The 23168-nt window shown below is 39.0% G+C and carries 27 protein-coding genes and 1 riboswitch; of the genes, 2 read left to right on the forward strand and 25 right to left on the reverse strand.

Features of this window, described 5'->3' with window-relative positions; genetic code table 11:
- Positions 1 to 121 precede the first annotated feature (121 nt).
- The 9 genes from ACPWSO_RS01585 to ACPWSO_RS01625 all read right to left on the reverse strand — a co-directional run bounded on the left by ACPWSO_RS01585 (position 122) and on the right by ACPWSO_RS01625 (position 8281).
- The gene (locus tag ACPWSO_RS01585; protein WP_426081016.1) at positions 122 to 277 is read right to left on the reverse strand and encodes a hypothetical protein; all 156 of its coding nucleotides are present in this window, start codon (positions 275 to 277) and stop codon (positions 122 to 124) included.
- The gene (locus ACPWSO_RS01590; RefSeq protein WP_426081017.1) at positions 270 to 1658 is read right to left on the reverse strand and encodes an amino acid permease; all 1389 of its coding nucleotides are present in this window, start codon (positions 1656 to 1658) and stop codon (positions 270 to 272) included. Before ACPWSO_RS01590 ends, ACPWSO_RS01585 begins: the two co-directional genes overlap by 8 nt.
- 435 nt (positions 1659 to 2093) lie before the next feature.
- The gene (gene sapS, locus ACPWSO_RS01595) at positions 2094 to 3119 is read right to left on the reverse strand and encodes a two-component system sensor histidine kinase SapS (protein WP_426081018.1); all 1026 of its coding nucleotides are present in this window, start codon (positions 3117 to 3119) and stop codon (positions 2094 to 2096) included.
- Between the two features lie 17 nt (positions 3120 to 3136).
- Positions 3137 to 3811 carry a two-component system response regulator SapR gene (gene sapR, locus ACPWSO_RS01600; RefSeq protein ID WP_426081019.1) on the reverse strand — a complete coding sequence of 225 codons (675 nt, stop codon included), beginning with the start codon at positions 3809 to 3811 and terminating at the stop codon, positions 3137 to 3139.
- 366 nt (positions 3812 to 4177) lie between these two features.
- On the reverse strand, positions 4178 to 4660 hold the full coding sequence (gene tsaA, locus ACPWSO_RS01605; protein WP_426081021.1) for a tRNA (N6-threonylcarbamoyladenosine(37)-N6)-methyltransferase TrmO: 483 nt from the start codon (positions 4658 to 4660) through the stop codon (positions 4178 to 4180).
- A gap of 208 nt (positions 4661 to 4868) precedes the next feature.
- On the reverse strand, positions 4869 to 5720 hold the full coding sequence (locus ACPWSO_RS01610) for a MerR family transcriptional regulator (RefSeq protein WP_426081022.1): 852 nt from the start codon (positions 5718 to 5720) through the stop codon (positions 4869 to 4871).
- Between the two features lie 24 nt (positions 5721 to 5744).
- The gene (locus ACPWSO_RS01615; RefSeq protein WP_426081023.1) at positions 5745 to 5960 is read right to left on the reverse strand and encodes a hypothetical protein; all 216 of its coding nucleotides are present in this window, start codon (positions 5958 to 5960) and stop codon (positions 5745 to 5747) included.
- A gap of 149 nt (positions 5961 to 6109) precedes the next feature.
- On the reverse strand, positions 6110 to 7201 hold the full coding sequence (locus tag ACPWSO_RS01620) for a 3D domain-containing protein (RefSeq protein WP_426081159.1): 1092 nt from the start codon (positions 7199 to 7201) through the stop codon (positions 6110 to 6112).
- A 240-nt stretch (positions 7202 to 7441) separates the two neighbouring features.
- Complete coding sequence (locus ACPWSO_RS01625; RefSeq protein ID WP_426081024.1) at positions 7442 to 8281, reverse strand: putative ABC transporter permease; 840 nt, start codon at positions 8279 to 8281, stop codon at positions 7442 to 7444.
- Between the two features lie 111 nt (positions 8282 to 8392).
- Between ACPWSO_RS01625 and ACPWSO_RS01630 the strand changes: the two genes are divergently transcribed.
- Positions 8393 to 10123, forward strand: a complete 1731-nt coding sequence (locus ACPWSO_RS01630; protein ID WP_426081025.1) for an ABC transporter ATP-binding protein — start codon at positions 8393 to 8395, stop codon at positions 10121 to 10123.
- Positions 10113 to 11876: an ABC transporter ATP-binding protein gene (locus ACPWSO_RS01635; protein ID WP_426081026.1), complete on the forward strand. Its 1764-nt coding sequence runs from the start codon at positions 10113 to 10115 to the stop codon at positions 11874 to 11876. The genes ACPWSO_RS01630 and ACPWSO_RS01635 overlap by 11 nt, the downstream gene beginning before the upstream one ends.
- Before the next feature lie 37 nt (positions 11877 to 11913).
- Here the strand turns inward: ACPWSO_RS01635 and ACPWSO_RS01640 are convergent, their stop codons facing one another.
- From ACPWSO_RS01640 to ACPWSO_RS01715, 16 genes are all read right to left on the reverse strand, one after another.
- The gene (locus ACPWSO_RS01640; protein WP_426081027.1) at positions 11914 to 12465 is read right to left on the reverse strand and encodes a folate family ECF transporter S component; all 552 of its coding nucleotides are present in this window, start codon (positions 12463 to 12465) and stop codon (positions 11914 to 11916) included.
- A gap of 26 nt (positions 12466 to 12491) precedes the next feature.
- A riboswitch (THF riboswitch) is annotated at positions 12492 to 12589 on the reverse strand.
- 74 nt (positions 12590 to 12663) lie between these two features.
- Complete coding sequence (mgsA, locus tag ACPWSO_RS01645) at positions 12664 to 13086, reverse strand: methylglyoxal synthase (protein WP_426081028.1); 423 nt, start codon at positions 13084 to 13086, stop codon at positions 12664 to 12666.
- A gap of 51 nt (positions 13087 to 13137) precedes the next feature.
- Positions 13138 to 13899: an epoxyqueuosine reductase QueH gene (locus ACPWSO_RS01650; RefSeq protein ID WP_426081029.1), complete on the reverse strand. Its 762-nt coding sequence runs from the start codon at positions 13897 to 13899 to the stop codon at positions 13138 to 13140.
- A gap of 2 nt (positions 13900 to 13901) precedes the next feature.
- Positions 13902 to 14678, reverse strand: coding sequence for a D-alanyl-D-alanine carboxypeptidase family protein (locus tag ACPWSO_RS01655; RefSeq protein WP_426081030.1), 777 nt, complete (start codon positions 14676 to 14678; stop codon positions 13902 to 13904).
- Positions 14679 to 15014: 336 nt separating this feature from the next.
- Positions 15015 to 15377, reverse strand: a complete 363-nt coding sequence (locus tag ACPWSO_RS01660; RefSeq protein WP_426081031.1) for a hypothetical protein — start codon at positions 15375 to 15377, stop codon at positions 15015 to 15017.
- Positions 15378 to 15452: 75 nt separating this feature from the next.
- Positions 15453 to 15812 carry a hypothetical protein gene (locus ACPWSO_RS01665; RefSeq protein ID WP_426081032.1) on the reverse strand — a complete coding sequence of 120 codons (360 nt, stop codon included), beginning with the start codon at positions 15810 to 15812 and terminating at the stop codon, positions 15453 to 15455.
- Positions 15809 to 16189 (reverse strand): hypothetical protein, encoded by a 381-nt coding sequence (locus ACPWSO_RS01670; protein ID WP_426081033.1) that lies wholly within the window; start codon positions 16187 to 16189, stop codon positions 15809 to 15811. Before ACPWSO_RS01670 ends, ACPWSO_RS01665 begins: the two co-directional genes overlap by 4 nt.
- A gap of 110 nt (positions 16190 to 16299) precedes the next feature.
- A complete protein-coding gene (locus ACPWSO_RS01675) occupies positions 16300 to 16644 on the reverse strand; it encodes a hypothetical protein (protein WP_426081034.1) in 345 nt (114 codons plus the stop codon).
- A gap of 4 nt (positions 16645 to 16648) precedes the next feature.
- The gene (locus ACPWSO_RS01680) at positions 16649 to 17011 is read right to left on the reverse strand and encodes a hypothetical protein (protein WP_426081035.1); all 363 of its coding nucleotides are present in this window, start codon (positions 17009 to 17011) and stop codon (positions 16649 to 16651) included.
- 96 nt (positions 17012 to 17107) lie between these two features.
- On the reverse strand, positions 17108 to 17473 hold the full coding sequence (locus tag ACPWSO_RS01685; protein WP_426081036.1) for a hypothetical protein: 366 nt from the start codon (positions 17471 to 17473) through the stop codon (positions 17108 to 17110).
- Positions 17474 to 17487: 14 nt separating this feature from the next.
- Positions 17488 to 18087, reverse strand: coding sequence for a hypothetical protein (locus ACPWSO_RS01690; protein ID WP_426081037.1), 600 nt, complete (start codon positions 18085 to 18087; stop codon positions 17488 to 17490).
- Positions 18088 to 18091: 4 nt separating this feature from the next.
- Positions 18092 to 18454 carry a hypothetical protein gene (locus ACPWSO_RS01695; protein ID WP_426081038.1) on the reverse strand — a complete coding sequence of 121 codons (363 nt, stop codon included), beginning with the start codon at positions 18452 to 18454 and terminating at the stop codon, positions 18092 to 18094.
- Positions 18455 to 18470: 16 nt separating this feature from the next.
- Positions 18471 to 19865 carry a hypothetical protein gene (locus ACPWSO_RS01700; protein ID WP_426081039.1) on the reverse strand — a complete coding sequence of 465 codons (1395 nt, stop codon included), beginning with the start codon at positions 19863 to 19865 and terminating at the stop codon, positions 18471 to 18473.
- Positions 19855 to 20217 (reverse strand): hypothetical protein, encoded by a 363-nt coding sequence (locus ACPWSO_RS01705; protein ID WP_426081040.1) that lies wholly within the window; start codon positions 20215 to 20217, stop codon positions 19855 to 19857. The genes ACPWSO_RS01700 and ACPWSO_RS01705 overlap by 11 nt, the downstream gene beginning before the upstream one ends.
- Positions 20218 to 20529 carry a TIGR04197 family type VII secretion effector gene (locus ACPWSO_RS01710; RefSeq protein WP_426081041.1) on the reverse strand — a complete coding sequence of 104 codons (312 nt, stop codon included), beginning with the start codon at positions 20527 to 20529 and terminating at the stop codon, positions 20218 to 20220.
- A gap of 384 nt (positions 20530 to 20913) precedes the next feature.
- A complete protein-coding gene (locus tag ACPWSO_RS01715) occupies positions 20914 to 22881 on the reverse strand; it encodes a KUP/HAK/KT family potassium transporter (RefSeq protein WP_426081160.1) in 1968 nt (655 codons plus the stop codon).
- Positions 22882 to 23168 lie beyond the last annotated feature (287 nt).

Below are 23168 nucleotides of genomic sequence, written 5' to 3' on the forward strand. Positions count from 1 at the left end.
TCCAAAGTCCCTCTTTTTGCTCCTAAACAGTATAACATATTTAGCAATATCTGAACTATATAATTCCTGTAAAAGATTCTATCCTGAGCGCTGTTTTATCAGTTTCCTCAGCGGATATGCATCAGTTTGTCCCGCAGATACATGAAGAGGCATCCAGCAGAACAGCAGGCGAATGTTCTTGATGAGAAGTTAATGGAACTCCCTTTTCTTCAATGAGCTGTTCTTTAGAACAGTCAAAATCAGTTGCTAAAACATGCAGCTTCACTTGTCTATTCAACGTTCTTGTTCATATTGCTATGCTTGTAACCATATAGGAAATAGATAGCCACTCCGATTATCAAAGCAATGGCAAATACCTGCCATGTTGCATACCGCAGCTTCAGCATTAAACCAATACTAACTACGACCAAGATTAACGGCAGCACAGGAACAAAAGGTATGCGGAATTCCCCTTCTTTTGGTTCCCCCAGCATACGCCGCAGCTTAATAATACCTAGTCCCATAAAAATCAAGTACATTAAGGTCACAATGTTGGTCAGCTCAGCCAGCAGACTCAAAGGAAAGAAACCTGCAAACAGCATCGCAGCTGCGCCGGAAACATAGGTCGCATTCTTAGGCGTATGGTGCTTCTTATCAATTTTTCCCATAAACTTCGGCAATAGTCCATCTTTACTGATAGCATAAACGATTCTAGCCAGACTATACATCATTGCAATGGTTACTGTAAGCAGCGTCAAAATCGCGCCGACTGAAATAATCCCGGCTACAGCATCCTTTTGAATAAAGCGCATTGCAAAAGCTACCGGATCCTTCACCCCTAAAGAAGTATAAGGAACGATTCCTGTTAGGATCAATGTTACAACGATATAAAGAACTGTAGCAATAACAATCGAACCAATAATCCCTCTTGGGATGTCTCTTTGAGGATTTTCTACTTCTTCTGCAGCCATACTGACTGCATCAAATCCTAGAAAAGCAAAGAATACAATGGCTGCGCCTCCCAGCACACCATTAAAACCAAAAGGCATAAACGGCTGCCAGTTTGCTGGTTTTACATAAAATATTCCCACAAGAATGAAAAGTAAAATAATACCAAATTTTACAAAAACCATTAAATTATTTAAACGTAAAGCAGTCTTCGCTTCCAATGAAACCCAAAAAGTGACGAAAATAAGGACTAGTACCGCAATCAAATCCACGTAGCTTCCTGTTGCCGCATTATAAGCTCCGCTTAAGGCTTGAGGTAATGCTATACCCAAACTACTCAGAAATCCCTGAACATAACCAGACCAGCCTGAGGCAACCGAAGAAACCGCTAAGAAAAACTCACAAATAACAAGCCAGCCTGTCATCCATGCAGTAAATTCACCAAACACTACGTACATATATGCGTATGGTCCTCCCAGCACTGGTATCCTGGAAGCAAACTCAGCATAGCATAAACCAGACAAAACTATCGCTCCGGCTGCTACTAGAAAAGAAAGCGTCAGCGCCGGTCCTGCTGTTTCTTCAGCAGCGACTCCGGTGATAACAAAAATCCCTGTTCCTACGATTGCTCCAATCCCCAGCATAATCAGATCCATTGTTTTCAAATTCCGCTTCATGCCAGTTTCCTGTATCGGCTGAGCAGTTAGTGTTTTCTTTCTAAAAATCGACATACCTATCCTCCAAAAACTCCATAATTATACAGCTTAATACTGTTCAAAAGCAGCTGATTCTTTCCTCCAGCCTCAGTTGTGACGAAAATCGACTGTTCATTCGTTCCTCACAGACCATTTGAAAAGTGCACAGCTCCTGCTGAAAAACATTCCTTCAACAGTCTAACAAGAAAAAGGAGGAATATACAATAAAAATATGCTAAGAAATGAAAGGAAAATACTTGAGCTATAGGATTTATCATAATTCCCTAGTTGTACCACAGATAAAAATACGTATTTATCATTTGCTGTATTTGAATAAAGCTTGGGATTTGCAACTACTTCTGGTTGACACATAAAAAAACGGGAAATTTATTCCCGCCTTTTTATTTAAAATCAACATATGCCTGTCTGTCACTAATCAGCCTTACATGAGAAAAAGCAATCTCTTTTTGATCAGCGAATCTCATGATAATACGTAACAAACGGAAAAAATATTTCTGCAGTGGTTCCAGCCCCTTCTACAGAAGCTATACTTAGCTGATGTCCCAGCTTATCAGCCAGTTTTTTGGCAAGATACAGACCCAAACCAGTGGAATGCTGATTCAGCATACGCCCGTTAGTCCCTGTAAAGCCTTTGTCAAAAATTCGTTGTAAATCATTTTGGGGAATACCGATTCCAGAATCCTCCAGCAATAATGTGATGCCCTCTCGGCTTCTACTAATCTTAACCTTAATTTCTCCGCCTTGGGGGGTATATTTAACTGCGTTACTGATTAACTGGCGAAAGATAAATTCTACCCATTTGCCATCAGTTAAAACAGTCTGATCTTCTCCTTCTATTGAAAAACGAATATTTTTCTGGATAAAGTAATAGGCTTGAGAGCGAATAACAGACTGAACAATCTTTTTAGCAGAGTATTCACGAATCAGATAATCTTTTGAAAAACTGTCCAGACGGGAATAATAGAGCACTTGCTCAACATACTCATCAATCTTCAAAAACTCGTTTTCCAATAGAGAATACGTTTCCTCAGAAATATCATCTTCCAGTGAATCCAGCAGCAAGTTGACAGCAGCTAAAGGAACTTTGATTTCATGAACCCAGGAATCAATATACTCTTTATGCTCCTGCTGATTGTCAATGACCTGCTCCATCACCTTCTGATGCTCAGTAAGTATACTGTTGATATATTCCTGCTGAAGCCGCTCATCTTCTCTTGAGGCATCCTTCAGATATTCCTCCAGCCTTTGCGAGGGATCTGTAATGTCTAATTTTTTCCACCAGCGTCTTCTTACCAAATAATCAATCGCCAGCACAACTACCAGTACCAGAAATTCCAACAAAATCAGATAACTGATAGAGGCGGTACTTAGCTTTACACTAGGTGTTAACCATAAAATCAGGCAGGTTACCCCAATGAAAAGCAGCCAGCCAATTAAAAATAACCAATGGTCCTTTAAATACTTTCTAGCTGTCATTGTCTTCTCCATTCATACTATGGGACGATATAGCCCTGACCAATTTTGGTTTCAATATAATCCTTGATTCCAGCTTGTTCAATCTTCTTTCTTAAACGGTTGATGTTTACAGTCAAAGTATTATCATCCACAAAACGTTCATCTTCCCACAAGGCCCGCAGCAGTTTTTCTCTAGTTAAAATTTTGCCGTGTTTCTTCATTAGTATATATAGTAGCCGATACTCATTCTTGCTCAAATCAATCATTTCACCGTTGATATCCATATTCCCATTATCTAGATTCAGTTTAATTCCGTTATGTTCAAGAATTTCACTTCCTGGTTCAGAATAATTATACGAACGGCGCAGCAACGCATTGATCTTAGCAACCAAAACATCAATCTGAAAAGGCTTTGTTACAAAATCATCTGCTCCCATATTCATCGCCATAATCATATCCATATTAGTATTTCTGCTGGAAATAAAAATAATTGGTACTTTAGATACTTCCCTAATCTTTTGACACCAGTAATATCCGTCATAAACCGGCAAGTTAATATCCAGCAGCAGCAGTTGGGGCTCTTCTTTTTGAAAATCTTCAAGTACGTGATGAAAATCAGTTGTACCAAAGACATCCAACTGCCATTTTTCCAGTTCTTTCATTACTAAGCTGCGGATAGTTGCTTCATCCTCAACAATCATGATCTTAGCCATGTCCTGTCCCTCCATCATTCTTCTCCCTTTTATTTTACCCTATCCAATTTATTTTTTCATTTATAGCGGGCTTTATTGAAAGGATTCTTAGAAATCAGTAAAAAAAGAGACTGGAATATAGCTAAATGTATCCTCCTAGTCTTCATTGAAAAACCCCCTAGGTTAGATTTTTTGGTCTAACTTAGGGGGCACACTTCATGTAGTTATTTTCGTATAGTTTGGCTTATTGCTGAGAAACACAGTGAGGCATGAGCTGATGTTGAACAGTACCTCACTAGTTCTTGAAGCAAAACACTTTTGCTCCAGACTCTCTCTGAGTATTCAAGTTAAATAACCCAGTCTATTTTCTCCATGTTTTCCATTGAATCAAAAATTGAATTCATCGGCCCAGTCGAAATCCCCAGATGTTTCAATATTTTTTGGCCAGTGCGCACTCCATTCTGGTACGCTGGGCGTTTCTACACGATCCTCGCTTGGCGTATACGGCTTGATGTCTAGCAATGGACTGCCATCCTCAGCATCAACATAGTCAACTCTTATCCGTCCGTTTCCCTTATCCAATTCAAGAACTCCTACAGTAGAAAGAGCCAACAAATTAGGCCTTACTGGAGAACGCGTTGCAAATATTCCCAGAACATCCGGTGCTTTCTTATACGGACTGGCAACCTGTAAAATTTCTCTCATTTCCGGCTGATCCAGCTTATCCAGCCAATAAATGATGTTTAAATGTCCAAAACCTTCAAGCCCTTCTAATGCCTCGGCATACTTAGGCAATAGCTGAATAAACGCTCCCTGCTCACCATTTTCGATGTGTCCGATTGTCTGTACAGTAAATGTTTTCTGTTCCATAATCATCCCTCCTGTACCTACAGGATAGACCCTCACATAATGGTAGGGTCAAGGATTTTTTTGATAAAAAGATTATAAAATTTTTACAGTTGCCCTCTGTAATATCAAGTGATAGCGAAGGAAGCATTGGGGCAAGTTCGAGCAAGCTTTCTTCAACAATAAGTCGAGGCCACCTCATGATAAAGAGCATCATGTGGCTGCCTCGCGCTTATTGCTCGATAGCTGTACGAGCTCGTTCAGCTTTTCTAATTGGAATTTGAATTTCTGTTAAATAATTATCCGGGTTGTCTTCGGTATCCGGTCCACGATGGGAAACCTGACGTGTTGGAATCAGCATTTCATACTCTTCATGCTCGGATAACCAATGCGCAAAATGGTGGTATGCCTCCTTAATATTGTCATAAGAACCAAAGACAAAGATTGAAGCAGCCAACGGAATCTCTTTTGTCTCATAACAATTCAAGGGCGGTTCTACCTTAGTTAGCCCCTTTATCTTTAGACAAATTTCAATTTCGACGCCTTCTTCTCTATAACACTCATCATGAAAAATAGTAAAGTTATCCGGAGACTGCTTTACAATGTCAACCTGTTCCTTCTTCAACAGTCCTAAAAACTCCTGCCATAAAGCTCCTTCATGATAATAGCTAGGAATCACTTTGCGTAAACTAACAATTTTTTCCTGCGGCAGTGTTCGGAAAATGACATGGAGATCCCTTTTTTGAGGCTCCTTTACTCGTTCAATTGTATTCGCAAGCTCTAGTAAGCGTCGCTGCTCTGCTGCGATTTCCTGTTCAATTTGTTCATATTTATTCTTTAACTGTTCTTGAAAATAGCTATCTCCTAAATCTTCTCCAACCAGTGATTTAATTTCAGCTGTTGAAAATTTTAGATTTTTCAATAAGATGATTTTTTGGAGTAGCGGCAGCTGCTTTACGTGATACAGCCGATAGCCATTTTCCTGATCAATTTTTGCGGGCGGCAGCAAGCCCTGTTCGTCATAGTAGCGCAGCATTCGAATCGATACTTGTGCTAATTTTGAAAATTCACCAATTTTAAACATTATTCTCCTACCTGTTTTCTTAGTCTAAATGCTTGAAAGAGCAGAGCCTTGCCTAATCAGTGCTGCAATAACAATAAAAGCACCATCAAAAAGTAAAATCAGCATATTTACGCCACAAATAATGGCAAGTTTTTCCAATCCTTGTATCTGCTTCTTTGCTTTGAGCAATCTGTAAAGAAAGAAGTTACCCCCATAAGTAACAATAAGCAATACCATTACCAACTCCACACCAACAATCATTCAAAAACACTCCCTGTTTTTTCATTTGCTTCTATTGTAATCTACTTTCAGTAATTCTTAAAATAAAATTTTTGAAAATGAAAAAAGAGTTGAAACTTAACAACTTAAGTTCCAACTCTTTTCAAATGGTCTAATTCAAACAGATAATTTTATTGAATTTCTACACGAATATTGTGACGGCGTCCCCAGTTCACACATTCGGCAACTGAGTTGAAATGCACATCAATAATATTCCCTTTGATTGCGCCTCCGGTATCTCCGGCGATTGCATAGCCGTAACCGTCTACCACCACTAATGATCCCAAAGGAATCACACTTGGATCAACGGCAATCACATTGCTTTGCACGCGTAAATCGATTCCGATAGCCGTAATAAAGCCTGAACCTGGTTCCGTATACGAATACGCAGTAGACTCCACATACAAGACACGACCTGTACCACCTGTTTCATTTCCACCAGTATTAGGAACTTCTGGTGTAGAAGGCTCTGTACTTGCTTCGCTTGATGGATCAGACGATTCTGTAGAAGAATTTGCAGTTTCAGCAGTTTGTGCTTCTTCTGCTGCCTTTGCTGCAGCTTGTGCCGCTTCAGCCGCTTTTGCTTCTTCTGCCAATCTATTTTGTTCTGTAATTTTCTTATTTGCAATCAGTTGAATAGTTCCTTCATTCTCAGATAACTGCTGCTTCAGTGCAACGACTTCAATGTCCATTGCCTGCGCTTCTTCCTCAAGCTTTGCTTCGTTTGTCTGAAGCTGTTCCTGAGTCGTTCTAACAGTTTCCTGAAGTTCAGCCAGCCGCTCTTTTTCTTCTGCTAGACTTTCAATTTTTTCATTTTCAGCATTTTGCAAAATTGTCATCACATATGCTCTATTGAAAAAATCCGAAAGACTTTCAGATTCAAGCAAGACTTGCCATGTACGTGTTTCACCATTCAGCTGGATCGTTTTCATACGATCGCCGACCGCAGCTTTGCGACGCTCAATACTTGATTCTGTAGCCGCTATTTCTGCTTCAGATTCTTCGAGAGTCTTTTCTGCATTGGTGATTTCTGCCTTCAAATTTTCGATCTCAGCATATTTCTTGTTTACATCTGTAAGTGCTGTATCTATTTCCTGATTAAGAATTTGTCCCATTTCTGTCGCTTGCTCTTCTTCCTGTTGCAAAGAGTCCAATGATTCCGCAGTAACCATAACAGAAGGGAAGGCTAGATTTAATAAGATGATTGCCGACAAAAACGGCATCAGCTTTTTAATACCCACTGAATCCAACACCTTTCCTATAATAAATCCTAACTCTATCCATTATACTAATCTTGAAAGTAGATATTGTTTCAACAGTGTTACAAATTATTACGTTTTAAAGAAAACTTAATATTCTCTGTAACATTGAGCTTTACCAGTTTAATTGGTGAATCTCATAAAAGAGCTTAATCTATCCCTGCACACCAGTCTTAACTTCATTGGTACACCTGAAGCTATCTGTTACATTTTTCTTGTTCTCTTCTTAATAGACGTAATCAGCTGCTTTACTGTTTCGGAATTATCGATGCGTTTCAGTTTCAAATTAGGGTAGTTTTTAATCCAACGGCGCTGGCTAAGGTTTAAACGCTGCAGCCGCTGTGTAATCTCACTATTCTTTTTAAGCTCCTCAAAATAGCTTTGAGATTTCGCTGTTCTTTCTGCAAAACCTTTTTCAATAGATTTTTTCAGTTCGGCCACATCTTCTGACAAGACTTCTCCCCGAGCATTCATACTTTCAGATATTTCCTTGGCTTTCGTTTCTAATACCGTATTAATTTCATCTGTAATATGTTTGAACGCCTGCATATTCGTTACTGTGTAGATAAGATCAATAAGGATCATTGCGATTAGAGCAGCTGGTAAAATCCAGCCGAATGCTTCTGTTAGAAAATCAGTTGCCAGCAAAATTTTAGGATGAATAATTCTAACAATCAGCACACAGGCCAATCCCCAGAATGCAGAAACAGGCAGTGCGACCCTGCCGTTGATGTTTAAAGGCACATCTTTGTAATCCCACCATGAAGCATGGAAGAGCTTTTCTAAAACAAAGCTGGTCAAATACTCCAAAACAGTCACTAGTAGAGCTGAAAGAAAATACAATAGAATCAAATTTCCTTTAAATGGTTCTAAAAAATAAAGTACTCCTAAAATACCAAATCCATAAATAGGACAATAAGGCCCTGTTAAAAATCCTCTATACATAAACTTCCCTGCCCGAAGCGAGCAGTACACCGTTTCCCAAAGCCAGCCGATAAATGAATAAATAAAAAACAGCAAGACTAATTCAATCCATTGATTCATTTCGTTGCCACCTTCCTCTTCAACATTGTAGCAAATTGTCTGGGCTAAAAGCGAGCAACTTTATTTGACCGATAAGTTGAGATACAATAGAACAGATAGAGGGGGAAGAAAATGATTCAATTATTAAGATACGCAAAAAACTATAAAAAACAGATTATCTTAGGACCTTTCTTTAAGTTTTTAGAAGCCTGTTTTGAATTGGTTCTGCCGCTGATGCTGGCTCGGCTGGTCGATAACGGCATTCAGAATAATGATTCCGCCTACGTTATAAAGATGGCTGGATGGATGGTCCTTATGTCTGTGATTGGATTAATCTGTGTGATTATCTGTCAATACTATTCTTCCATTGCTTCCCAAGGATTTGGTACTGAGCTTAGAAATCAGCTGATGAAGAAAATCAATCGTTTATCTCATAATGAGCTGAACTTATTTGGAACAGATACATTGATTACCCGCATGACCAACGATATTAATCAGCTCCAGCTGGCTCTGGCTATGCTAATCCGCTTAGTTATCCGGGCACCGTTTTTAAGCATTGGCTCAGTCATCATGGCTTTTTACATTGATTTTAGCGCCGGATTGATTTTTTTACTTCTGCTTCCTGTTTTCTGTATTATTTTATTTATTATTATCAGACTAACTGTTCCTTTATATAGACAAGTTCAGGAAATGCTGGATAGCCTAAATCAAAAAATCAGTCAAAATTTGACCGGTGTTCGTGTAATTCGGGCATTCGCACAAAAAGAGACTGAAATTGAACATGTAGATCAAACAACAGATGATTTAGCAGCCCTCTATGTAAGAGTATCAAGAATTTCTGCTTTCCTCACACCTGCGACAACTCTGATTATGAACTTGGGAATCATTCTCCTGCTTTATATCAGCGGCTTTAAAGTCTCAGTGGGGAATCTCCAGCAAGGAGAAGTCTTGGCGCTAATCAACTATATGAATCAAATGCTGCTGGCCTTAATCGTGGTTTCAAATCTTGTACTGATTTTCACTCGTGCCTCTGCTTCTGCCGCACGGGTCAACGAAGTACTTACTGTTGATCCCAGCATCAGGGAAAAAACAGATGCCCGCTCAGCGCCTCAACCAACGAATGACGAAATTGCCTTTGAGCAGGTTTCTTTTCGTTATCATGAGTCTGCCGGGTTAGCATTAACAGCTATTGACTTAGTGATTCCAAAGGGAGGTACACTTGGCATAATCGGTGCCACAGGCAGTGGAAAAAGTACCTTGATTCAGCTTATCCCCCGCTTCTATGATGTCAGCGAAGGACGCGTCGTCGTTCAAGGACGAGATGTTCGTGACTGGTCGCTGGATGAGCTCCGCAGAAACATTGCAGTTGTGCCTCAAACCTCTGTTTTATTCAGCGGTACAATCCGGGAAAATCTGCTGTGGGGCAAAGAAGATGCTACAGATCAAGAATGCTGGGAGGCTCTAGCTATTGCTCAATGTAGTGAATTTGTTGAACAGCTTGAAGCTGGTCTGGATACACCTGTTTATGAAAGTGGGAAAAACTTCTCCGGCGGGCAGCGGCAGCGGCTGACAATTGCACGCGCGTTAATTGCCAAACCAGCTATTTTAATCCTCGATGACTCTTTAAGTGCATTGGATTATCAGACTGATTTAAACCTGCGCATATCATTAAAAAAGGAAATGAGTGCAACTACTCTTATTATTATTTCTCAAAGAATCAGCTCTATTCGGCAGTTTCAGCAGATTCTTGTATTGGATGAAGGAAAAATGGTCGGACTGGGAACACATGAACAGCTGATGACCAATTCTCCACACTATCAGGAAATTGTAACTTCGCAGGAGGAAAATGACCATGATGACTAAAAAAACACCTACTCAATCATTAAAAAAAATTCTTCCTTACCTGCTTTATTACCGCTGCGAGCTAATTTTATCGATTCTACTGGGGGCTGTCAGCGGCTTTGCTACAGTCTGGATGACAGATGCCTTTGGAAAGGCTGTTGATACCATGATTGGCGAAGAAAATGTTGATTTTTCAAAATTATATGCAATTCTGGGACTGCTTTTAGGTATTTTAATCGTTACTGTCATCAGCCAATGGCTAATTCAGCTTTTAGGAAATCGTGTTTCCTATTTATCTGTAGCTAGATTAAGAAAAGACACTTTTTCTAAGCTTAACGAGCTGCCGTTAAACTATTACGATCAACAAGCACATGGTGATATAGTCAGCCGTTTCACAAATGATATGGATAATATTTCCATCGCCTGCTCAGTTGTGTTTAATCAGCTCTTTTCTGGAGTAGCGGTTGTGCTTATTGCCCTGGTGTTTATGGTTCGTCTTAGTGTTACCCTCACAATTGTTGTGTTGGTTACCACACCAATTATTTTTATTGTCAACTGGCTGGTTGCAAATGCGTCTCAAAAAAACTTTGCAGCACAGCAGAAAATTGTCGGCTCCATTTCCGGATTTGTTTCCGAAATGGTAGGGAATCAAAAAATTGTTAAAGCCTTTCGCCGCGAAGCTCACGTACAAACACAGTTTGAGCAGTTGAATCAAGAATTATATGTTGAAGGACAGAAAGCACAGTTCTCTTCTTCTTTAACAAATCCTTTATCCCGCTTTGTAGATCATTTATCCTACATTGCAATTGGGTTAACAGGCGGACTCCTGATTCTTTCCGGAAATACAGCCGTTTCTGTCGGAGTTATTTCCAGTTTCACTATCTATAGTGCTCAATTTTCAAAACCATTCATTGAATTGTCCGGCATGATTACCCAAATTCAGACAGCTATAGCAGGAATCGACAGATCCTTTGATTTATTAGAGGAGCAGCCGGAAAAACCAGATGAAAAGAATGCTTTCGTGCTGACAAAAGCCAAGGGAGATGTATCCTTCAACCATGTATACTTTTCCTATATTCCGGACAAGCCATTGATAGAAGATTTCTCTCTCACTGTTCAGGAAGGAGAAACAGTAGCAATCGTCGGGAAAACTGGTGCAGGGAAATCAACTTTGGTCAATTTGCTGATGCGCTTTTATGATGTTGATCAGGGGAGCATTACAGTTGATGAACACAGCATCGCTGAGATTACCAGAGACAGTCTTAGAAAAAGCTTTGGCATGGTTCTACAAGATACCTGGCTGTTTGACGGTACGTTGAGGGAGAATCTGACCTACGGGAATCCTCAGGCGACAGCTAGCGAAATCAAGACTGCGCTTGAAAAGACACATACTGCTGAATTTATTCAACGTCTGCCCAAAGGACTTGAAACGGAAATCGGCAGCCAGGGAATTAAAATCTCAGAAGGGCAGCGGCAGCTTTTAACTATTGCAAGAACAATGATCAGCAATCCGCCAATGCTTATTTTAGACGAGGCAACAAGCTCTGTAGACACGTTGACCGAGAAGCAAATCCAGTCCGCTTTTCTGGAAATCATGAAAGGGCGAACTAGCTTCGTGATTGCCCATCGATTATCTACAATTAAAAATGCTGATAAGATTTTAGTAATGGAGCAGGGAAAAATCGTCGAAATTGGGGATCATCGTACACTTCTGACGATTCCAAATGGGCATTATCAAGCACTTTATAATGCACAATTCGCGAAACAATCATAAAAAAACAGCTTTCCGGGGATGGCGGAAAGCTGTTTTTTTATTTATTATATGAAGCTGTTACTCGTTCAATCAATTGCTTATATGAGATTCTGGTTCCCATATAATAAGTTGCTGCTACCTGTATTGGGAAAAATATAAGGTTTTTAATGATTCTCGGTACCCACCAGGCTAAAATTTTCAAATCAATATTGTAAAGCATTCCTAGCCACAACGGCGTTAAAATCAGATGTACAATCACGGTTACCAGCAATGTCGCTGTAATAACCCGGGGCCAGGTTATTTCCTTTTTATAATAAAAGAAACCATAAATCGCACCAGTAATAAAAGCATTCAAGGTAAATCCCGGGAAATATGCTCCTGTTTTTGGAAATAACAGAATACCTACTGTATCAGCAATTACACTGCCGATTCCCGTCCAAAATGGGCCAAAAAGCATACCCATCAAGGTTTCCGGAATAAAGGTCGCACTAATCCTCAAATCCTGATTTTCAAATGAAAGAAAACGGGTAAATACGACTACTAATGCAATCAATAATGCCAATACCGTTAACTTTCTTGTTTCTAAAACTCGTTTCTTCATCCTTAGCATCTCCTTTAAGAGCTGCTACAAATCAATGCAGCGAATGCGAAAATAAAACCGCGGATTTCCATCCTTCGTCCACAGGGCGACATCCCATCCCCGCAGCACTTAACGCTTTATCTTCTACTCTGTATTTATTTTTAGGCATAAAGCCTAAAAGGACTATAGCATAGACTGCGCTTAAAGGCAATCCAACCGCCGATTTCTCTATAAGGAAATTGGACGGTTGTCTCCTTCATGAATGACTTCCCGAAAATCAGCAAAGCCTGCTTCCAGTCCACGAATTAATATCTCTGCAGTACCGATATTTGTGGCAAGAGGAATTTCATAGACATCGCTTAAACGAATCAACGCATTTACATCTGGTTCATGGGGCTGGGAAGCCAACGGGTCTCTAAAGAAAATCACCATATCCAGATTATCCTCAGAAATCATTGCTCCAATCTGCTGGTCTCCTCCAAGGGGACCGGATTTAAAGCGGTGAACCGAAAGCTTTGTAGCCTCAGCAATTCGACCGCCGGTAGTCCCCGTAGCAAAAAGTTCATGCTCCGCTAAAATATGCTTATATGCCAAAGAAAATTTTACCATCAAGTCTTTTTTTCGATCATGGGCAATCATTGCAATTTTCATCTTTGTCATCCTTTCTTTTTATGGAAAGCGAATTTATTTTTCAGCCGGCGGCTATTCTACTTCTAGTTGAGATTTCTTCAGTTGTTCAGCTTTCCCTTTTTCTTTCAAAAATCCCTGAGCAGCCTGATTTATCTCTTTTAAATCCACTCCCTGCTGCTTGGCAGCAAACAGACAGCCGCAGTAACACTGTCGATAAATATCATACTCTTTACACAATTCAATCGAACGTTTATAACCATTATTCTTTTTAAAATCACTAGGCAGATAATTGGTTTGATAGAATTTTTGAATATCAATGCCAATTGAATTAATCAGCTGGCTATCTTTTTTAGGCGACAGCGTCAACGCACTGCCAAAATAATCGTAGCCTAATTCCTGTGCCTTTTCTGCAACAATATCCAAACGCATCTGAAAACATGAAGCACATCGCTTACCTCCCTCGGGAGATTCCGTCAACCCTTTTTCCTGAACCATTTGAATAAATTGATTTGGTTCATACGGTGCTGCCAAAAATTTGACCTGATTACCAGTCTGCTGATTGAACGCAGCTACAAACTCCTGCTGAACGATTTCTCTGCGCTTGTATTCTGACCGCGGATGAATATTCGAGTTTGCAAAATAAATTGTGACGTCTGCATAGCTGGTTAGGTATTCCAGCGTATACGTGCTGCATGGCGCACAACAGCTATGGAGTAAAATCGTCGGTTTAACAGCAGCGTTTTCCCATTCCTCAATCATCTTTTTCAGTATACGGTCATAATTAATTTTTTGATTTGGTGCCATTTTCTCAGTAATTTCAAGTATATTAAGCATCTTTATTGTTCCTCTTCATAGTCTCCGCCCTGAACATCCAGATATTCCTCCAGCGTCAGATTTTTTTCATGGATTTCCTCTGCGGCTTCTTCCCCTACATACCGAACATGCCAAGCTTCAGCCATATAGCCGGTAATCGACTCCTGTCCCTCTTTATACCGGACAATAAACCCATACCGATGAGCATTATCACGAATCCAAGCAGCTTCTGTTTCCGTGTTTGCTAATTCACCAGCAGTATCAATAAAATCAAATGCAAGACCTGTTTGATGTTCAGAATAGCCTGGACGTGAGGAATAACGTTCTGCCGTTTCCTGACCATCCCCTTCAACATAATTTTTATACAGCTCTTCCTGCTCTTTGTAGCTTCGATAGCCGCTGTATTCTTCTGAAATATTTAGCCCAAGATTACGCATTTCTTCATTCATTTTTTTAAAGGCTGCTAACGCTTCTGAATTTTCCCCGGGATCATAGCTTTCGGGTAGTGGATAGCGCTTATTGACAACCACAATTCCCTTCACTATTTTCGGTTCTTTTATTGTTTGAGGAGAAAGCACTTCTTCAGAGCTTTCAGCTACTTCAGTCGAAGCAGTTGTGTCTTTCGTCTGGCTTGCCTTTGTCTCACTTGAACGCTCTTCACTATCCACAGATAAGGAATAGGCTGTATTTACTGACTGCTCCACCTTTTTGCGGTTATTTTCATAGTAGAAAAACGAAACCAGCAAAAGGGCGATAGCCAGCACACTTAACTGAAGATAACGTCGATTCCTATTCTTCATATATATGTCCACCTGTCTCTATTAAAATCCCATACCAAGGACAGCCCTTTTTCACATATTCCTATTATACTTATAAACCTGACATCTGGCGAATTTAATTTAAAAAATATTAACATATGTATAAATTTTGTAAAAGAAAGCACCGCGAATTCTACTTCTTTATTCTGCGCTGTTATTTATTACATTTAGCTTTTTATCCTCTATTAAAGGATTTCTACGTAGTTAGCAATGACATCCAACAAAATACTTTAAAAACAGCAGACCAAAGTTTATTTGATCTACTGCTTAATATGTTGATAAAGAACATAAGCTTCGATATTTGAGACTTTCATACCACTAATCCTCATCATCGCTATACATTTTACGAATTCGTTCAAGTGCTTGATTCATCTCTTCTATTTCAATCGAAGTCGTTAAATATGAAACCTTTAGGTATCTACCCTCGCTGTCTTCTGCATAAGCTTCTACAGCTTTTTTTATTAGCTCTTCTGTCAATTTTTCTACAATAATCAACTGTTGGGGCCACCCGGGTTCAGAATAACCCCTATCCCCCATCAATGTTCCTATATTTTTAAGGGTAGAAACTACTAGTGTATAGGTATAACCATCGTCTAATGTAACAAATAGGTCAATATTATCATTTGTTATGTCTTCTATTTTGTCTAGTGTTGTTGGGTATTCAATATTAAGAACTTTCACTTAATCATTCCTCCAACTACTGATGCTTAGTTATCAATATTTTGATAACCTTATTTTCATTTCTTGAACATCTATTTACGCTTCATCATCGTTATAAAATCGTCGCTCTTTTTCAAGCATTCTATCTAAATCTTCCAAATAGTATCCAGTGGATAGATGTGTAAATTTTAGCCAATAAGCATGCTCCTCTGCATAGGCCTCTATTGCTTTTTTAATAAGATCCTCTTTCAGCTCCGTTACCACGATTAACTGCTGAACCCATCCCGGACTAGAGTACCCTTTTTCCTCCATAAATTTTGCAATATTTTGGACAGTAGATACAATCACTGTATACGAAAAGCCATCTTCTAACTCGACAAACACATCAATATTATCATCTGTGATGTCTTCTATTTTATCTAGTGTTGTTGGGTACTCAATATTAAGAACTTTCATCTTGCAAACTCGTTACTGATATTTTCTATTTCTTCATTTTCCTTTTTCATTTCTTTGAGCTTGTCCATCATATAAGCATTATCAAAATCTGTAGCTAAAAAAGCTACTTTCAACCAATAGCTATCCGCTTCAGCATAAGCTTCTAACGCTTTTTTTATTAGTTCTTCCTTTAATTCTTTAACAATTATTAACTGCTGGGGCCAGCCAGGAGTTGAAAAACCCTTTTTTCCCAATAAATTCTCAATACTTTTTACAGTAGAAACAATAACAGTGTATGTAAAACCATCTTCTAAATCCACAAAAACATCAATGTTGTCATTTGTGATGTCTTTTATTTTGTCCAAGGTTGTTGGGTAGCGTATAGCCTTTATCTTCATTACAATCATCCCCCTTTACCTATACTTGCTTAAATATTAATAGCGATATTCTCATTTTTCTATAGTTGCTGTAGTCTTACCAGCATCTCTACTACCCAAAGAACTTTTTTTCAATAACTGTTGTTGCTCTTTTCAATTTCTTCAAGCATTGATACAAACAAATCGTCAGTAATTGAATTGGATAAGTAATGGAGCTTTAGCCAGTAAGCATTGCCTTTTGCATGAGCTTCGATTGCTCTTCGAATGGTATCCTCTTGAAGTTCATCTACAATAATAAAAGGTGGTCCTTCCTCTAGATATCCGTTCTCCATCATATGTTCAATGTTTTTAATTGTTGCTACAACTACTGTATAAGAGAAACCATCTTCTAATGTTACAAATACATCAATGTTATCATTCGTTGGATCATTAATTTTATCTAAGGTTGTGGGGTATTCAATATTTAAGACTTTCATAACGTTACTCTTCATCATCACTACAAAATTCACGCTTACCTTCAAGACTCTTATCCAAAAGTTCAGCATCTATCATTGTTGATACATGGCTCAATTTTATCCAATACCCATCATCTTCGATTGCATGTGCCTCGATAGCTTCTGCAATTACTTCTTCATTTAATTCTTTCACAATCACAAATTGTGGTGCCAATCCTGGTTCTAAAAACTTTTTCCCTCTCATCAATGTCTCTATATTCTTTAAAGTCGCTACAATAATAGTATAGGAAAAGCCATCTTCTAACTCGACAAACACATCAATATTGTCATTTGTAATGTCTTCTATTTTATCCAAGGTTGTTGGGTAGACAATTCTCTTAACTTTCACAAAACATCTCCTTATTGCACTTCTTATTGATTGTATGGAAGCCCATAACTAATTTTCAAAAAAATCTTGCCATTAGAAAATAGTTACAGCATTAATTTACTCATGAAAATTATCTCCGTAAAGCTTTCGACGTTTTTCAAGAATTTCATCTAGTTCAGAAATATAAAACTCCGTAGTTAAATGACTAAGTTTAATCCAAAGTCCGTTATCTTCTTCTGCGTGTGCTTCTATTGCCGTTGTGATTAGTTCTTTTGTTAACTCTCTGACAATAACGAATTGGGGTGCTAAACCAGGTCTTAAGTAACCTGAAGACCCCATCAATGTTTGTATATTTTTCAATGTCGCTACAATTACAGTATAGGAATGACCATCTTCTAGCTCCACAAACACATCGATATTATCATTTGTGATATCTTCAATCTTATCTAAGGTTGTAGGGTACCTTATAGCTTTTATTTTCAAAAAGGTATGCTCCTTTATTTTTTCCTAAATACAACAGTGCCATCATCACTTGTTTTTACAACCTCTAGGTCTTTATATAAGCCATTTTTACTACCTTGAACTAATTTTCTATTAATCAATGTCCACTGATTCTTATTAATCTGATGCCAATCTAAATTTGTAATAACATCATTTAATATAAATTGTTCCCCAGACTCAAGCAGTCTAATTTTTTTCAATACTTCTTCTATTAGACTAGTTTGTTCCTCAAGCCTTTTTTTCTCTATTTCATCTAGCTCCATATGAAAATTTTTCGTCTCATCAATTTTTACTTGTAAATCTTCATTTGTGAAAGTATGCGCCATCGCATTCATTTTCAACCAAAATGCATCCTCTTGCGCATAAGATTTCATCGCTCGCCAGATAATCTCCTCTCGCAGCTCATCTACGATAATTTGCGGACACATTGGTTGCAAATAACCATCTTCCATCATCTCTGTAATGTTTTTAATTGTCGCAACTTCAATAACATAGGTAAAACCGTCCCCTAGCTCTACAAAAACATCAATACTCTCATTTCTTATATCATTTATTCTGTCTAAAGCTATGGAGTATTCAATATTCAAGACTTTCATACCACTAATCCTCATCATCGCTATACATTATGCGCCTTCTTTCTAGCACAGTATCTAACTCGTCTACATTGAATCCTGTTGCCAGGTTTGATACTTTTAAATACAATCCGTTTTCATCTTCCGCATAAGCCTCTATTGCTTTTTTTACTAATTCTTCTGTCAGTTCTTCTACAATAATTAACTGTTGCGGCCACCCGGGTTCTGAATAACCCTTATCCCCCATCAATGTTCCTATATTTTTAAGGGTAGAAACCACTAGTGTATAGGTATAACCATCGTCTAACGTAACAAATAGGTCAATATTATCATTTGTTATGTCTTTTATTTTGTCTAGCGTTGTAGGGTATTCAATATTAAGAACTTTCACTTAATCATTCCTCCGATTACTTATACTTATTTATCAATATTTTAATAACCTTATCTTCATTATCCTTATAGGCTTTTCCAATAATTTCAATCACACCATTAATTTTCCGATAAAAAACTCTTGCCCCATGCCTTCCCCTGATGTAAACAACATCTTTAAATAGATTTTTATATCCTGTACCAGGGTTTGTATTTCCTTTTGCCAATTCTTCGATTAAATGATCTGCCTCTCTTTGTGCAGCCTGATCTTTCCCCATTTTTTCCGCTTCTCTTACTAAACTAGAATCTTCATCAATCTTCGATACAACCTTAGGATTATCGCCGCCTGAGCTTTCGCCCCAATTTATTGTACTGATTGACACACCAGTAAGTAATTCAACAATTCCCACTGATACGGTTGCTAAGGCTTCGCTGACAACACTGCCATCTGCACGTAATAGCAAGGTCGCTGGCTCGCCAGTTACAGCATTCACTCCATAGCCAATAGATAAGCCGTTCCCTAAAGTTCTCAAGCCGTTAATCACGTATTGTGTGCCATTTACAATAAACAACACACTGGTAATGGTTGTATAGACTTTTCCAACTGGACTATCCATCAGCTTTTTATATTCTGCTAAGCGAAATTCTGCCATTAAATAGACGTATTCCGCAGTCAGCTTTGTATCCAGCTTACCATTCTTATAAACATAATAGTTCGGATTACCAAATTCGTCTACGGTTATTTCTACATCGTAATTGACACTGTCCAGCGCCTCACGCACCTCAGGTCTCTTACTCAGCTCTTCCTGACGTTTTTTCCACGCTTCATTAATTGGTCTGACCCAAGTCATATCCAGTTTGGTAATATCAAAGGTTCCTGAAGCAGCATTCCAGGCACCGCCTTTATTTAAGGCCGCAATGGCTCTGTCCAGATTATCCATATTTGTTTCTACATCTGAAAAGAGTGCAGGGGAAATACTATTAAACAAGTAGAGATCCTCCAATCGTTCCTCTAGCTTTCCTATTATGTCTTGGTTCATCATATATGCCTTTTCCATACGGAAATTTGGTTTTTCTTCTTTATTCATCGCTGCCGCATAGGAGCGCAGCAGCTCTCTACCAGCTTCTATCTGCTGTTTAATCCGATCCTCTTCAATATCGCCGCCGCCCACAATTTCCTCAAACTTTGCCGGAAACTGTGTCTGTGCCTCAATCATTGACTCCACTACCAAAACCATGGCTGTAGCAATTGGCGGATAGACAGTTCTGAAATAGTTCCGAGCGGAATTATAGGTTTTCCCAGATAACGGTGCATTCAAATAGGCATTGATGCTATCCCTTAATGTGCCTGTATTTCGTAAATAGTCATGTGCCATTTGTACTGCTGCACTTGTTTGCGCCTCTACTTCTCCAACAAAAAAACTAAGTCCCATCATCACCCTCCTTTTTTTCTTCTGAATACAGTTGCCGCCTTGCATTAATTAATTCGTCTTCTTTAGCCGCAAACAGCTGAAGCTCTTGTTGAAGCGCCTCTCTATTCGTGTCTATTGTCAGCAGGTTTGCTCGATGAAGCTGAAGAAACTCGTCTTCCAGATTTAGTACAAACTGCTGTGTTCGTCCGTGACTACTATAAATAATATCTAGCAAAAATTCTTCCTGATCGGTAGAAAGTCTCTGATAGTCTGCTTCTAGCTCCTCCAGCAGCCTTTGCTTTTTTCTTTGTGTATCCTGTTGTTGTTCAAGCTCTGATAATTGCTGTGCTATCTTTTCTTCAGTATCTGTCATCTAAAAACCACTCTTTCCTGGTCTAGGTAATTGACTCAAACCATCAAAGCCTTTACTTAGCTTTTGATCGATTGCCGCGAATTCCTGTGAAACAGAATGGATATTGTTCCCATCTCTCGTCAGTGCATTAGAAACTGCCTGGCTTGATGCAGGCATTCGCTGTAGGCATCGCTGTGCATTCTTATTTCCAGATACGTTTGTTTTACTGGCAGTAGCTGTTGGTGCCGAGCTATTTGCCAGCACACTGGCCGCTTGGCTTAACCGCTGCGAAACAACGCCAGCAACTGTATAATTTACATTTAGACCATTCATTTGTTTACTCCTCTCAAATTACAGTCTAAATTAAGATACCATTAGAAACAAGAAGTTTTTTATTAGTGAAATAATTATTATCTTCATAAAAAAACAAACTTTACTGAACAGCCGGCAAGCTTTTATTTTGACCAAATATTACTCTATTTGTTTTTTTCCTAGGATTTCCTCCTTCAATAAACCTGGGATAATAGCGTGTAAAATGCAAACAGCAGCTAGCTCTGTTCCAGTTAAATTCTATTCGAACTAGCAGCCTCATTTGATAAAAATACAATAATGCTCTGCTAATCGATAGCAGACTTTCTCAGGGAAAAGTCGAATTTCCCTAATAAAAAAACAACTAGCAAGCCAAAATAATTTTTTAGCTTACTAGTTGTTTTTTTATTAATCGCGATTATCACGATTTTCTATTTTTCTTGACCGTTCAATTAAATGTGTTTTTCTCGTATTTCCGATAATTAATGGAACCGACTCATAGCGAACATCGCTGTACTCTAAACCAAACCAGTTCTCTGGTAGAATAGTCAATTTTTTTATTGCCAGCTTCAGCTGCATAATCTGGCGGTCCCATTTTTTCAGCTCTGTCACTTTTGAGAGCTCTTCCCGAATCAAAATGAATTGGAAATCGCCGACTTCACGGCCAGGAGTAATCGTATATTCCTGAGGCTGTTTTGGTAAACGTCCTTCCTTCATCAAATCATGAACAATTTGACGAAGATAAACATTGACCTCCTGTGCTACTCTAAAGCCTAGATATAGTTGAACCTGAACGATAAAATCCGTACCCAGCATGTCTACAGAATATTCTTTGGTAAAGGGCTCATCCGTTACTTCTACATTCACAAACCAATAGACCTTAGCCCGCTTCGGACGTTTATCTAGAATAGAGTACATGACTGCCCGGCCGATTTCATCGCTAATCAAATCCGGCGTCATAAACACTACATTTGTTTGATACATTGGAATCCGCGTATCTCCCCGCATCCGTTCCAGCTGATCAATATAATCACTAATCGGCACTGTATCAGCCGTCTTCTCTTTGATAATGTTGCCCCATTCCCAAATTGTCATAATCGCTAGAATCAGCAAAGCAATGACTACAGCTACATAGCCGCCATGGAAGAATTTGACAATACTGGAAATAAAGAAGACCGTTTCAATGCTGGCAAAAAACAACGTAATCAGATAAACGAAGGGTCTTGGAACTCCTCTTTGTTTTAAGAAGAACATCAGCAGAATCGTGGTCATCAGCATGGTTACTGTGATGGATAGACCGTAGGCTGCTTCCATATGAGTGGATGTTCGAAAACCGATAACAACAGCTGAACAAGCCAGCCACAGCAGCATATTCAACGCAGGAATATACATTTGACCAATATTGGCTCCTGGATAGATAATTTTCATTCTAGGCAAAAGCTTTAGCTTAATCGCTTCTGAAACTAGTGTAAATGACCCGGAAATTAACGCCTGTGAAGCAATAATCGCCGCAATGGTCGCAAAGACAACCCCCACTAGCGTTAAGGAATTGGGCATCATTTCAAAAAATGGATTAAGGTTTTCCAAAGCAGCAATTGCTGGATCTTCTTTTGCACTTAGAATCCAAGCAGCCTGACCTAAATAATTAAGCAGCAAACAAACTTTTATATATGGCCAGCTAAAGCGGATATTCTTCTTGCCTACGTGTCCTAAATCAGAATACAATGCTTCTGCCCCTGTTGTTGCCAGAAAAACATTTCCTAAGATAAATATCCCCAAATGATTTTCGGAGCTAAAAAGCAGCTCTACAGCATAATAAGGATTTAATGCACGAATCACTGTCAAATCCTGACTGAAATTCACTAAGCCCATTAAGCCTAAAAATGTGAACCAGAGAAACATGATTGGACCAAAGGCCTTTCCTACCGCATCTGTACCGAACCGCTGAACAGAAAATAATACCAGAATAATAACTAATGTGATAATGACTATAATGTTCTGATCCATACCGAAACGGTCAAAAAACATGGGTATCCCCCGCAAGCCTTCGATAGCTGTCGTCACGGTTACCGCTGGTGTCAATACTCCATCAGCCAGCAGTGCTGCCCCGCCAATCATTGCGGGTATAATTAAATATTTACCACTCTTCCTTACTAATGTATAAAGAGAAAAAATTCCTCCCTCGCCATGATTATCTGCGTTCAAAGCAATCATGACATATTTTACAGTGGTTAGAATCGTCAATGTCCAAAAAATCAACGAGACGGCACCAATAATAAAGTTTTCTGATACCTCAGTAATCCCGCCGTTATCTCCAACAATTGCTTTCATTACGTACAAAGGACTCGTCCCGATATCACCATAGACGACACCCATCGCCACCAACACTCCCGCAGCTGTCAACTTGCGGTGATTGTTTGAAGCTTTAAACTCCTTGCTCACACTCTTCTCCTCCTACAACAGTTTCACTAAATGACTAACAAAATAAAAGACCTGAATGAACGCGCTAAAGAATCGTTCATTCAGGTCTTTTTAACATGCTGAATATCAAGCTGAGACCTTGTGAACTATCTGTTTTTAGCCGTTGTTTGTAACAGCCGGAACAGCCAATCACGTTCATTTGAACTAAACTATAATACTCTTAAGGTCATTTAGCAACTTAT

This window comes from Enterococcus sp. LJL51 (assembly GCF_049894025.1).
GTDB lineage: Bacteria > Bacillota > Bacilli > Lactobacillales > Enterococcaceae > Enterococcus_L.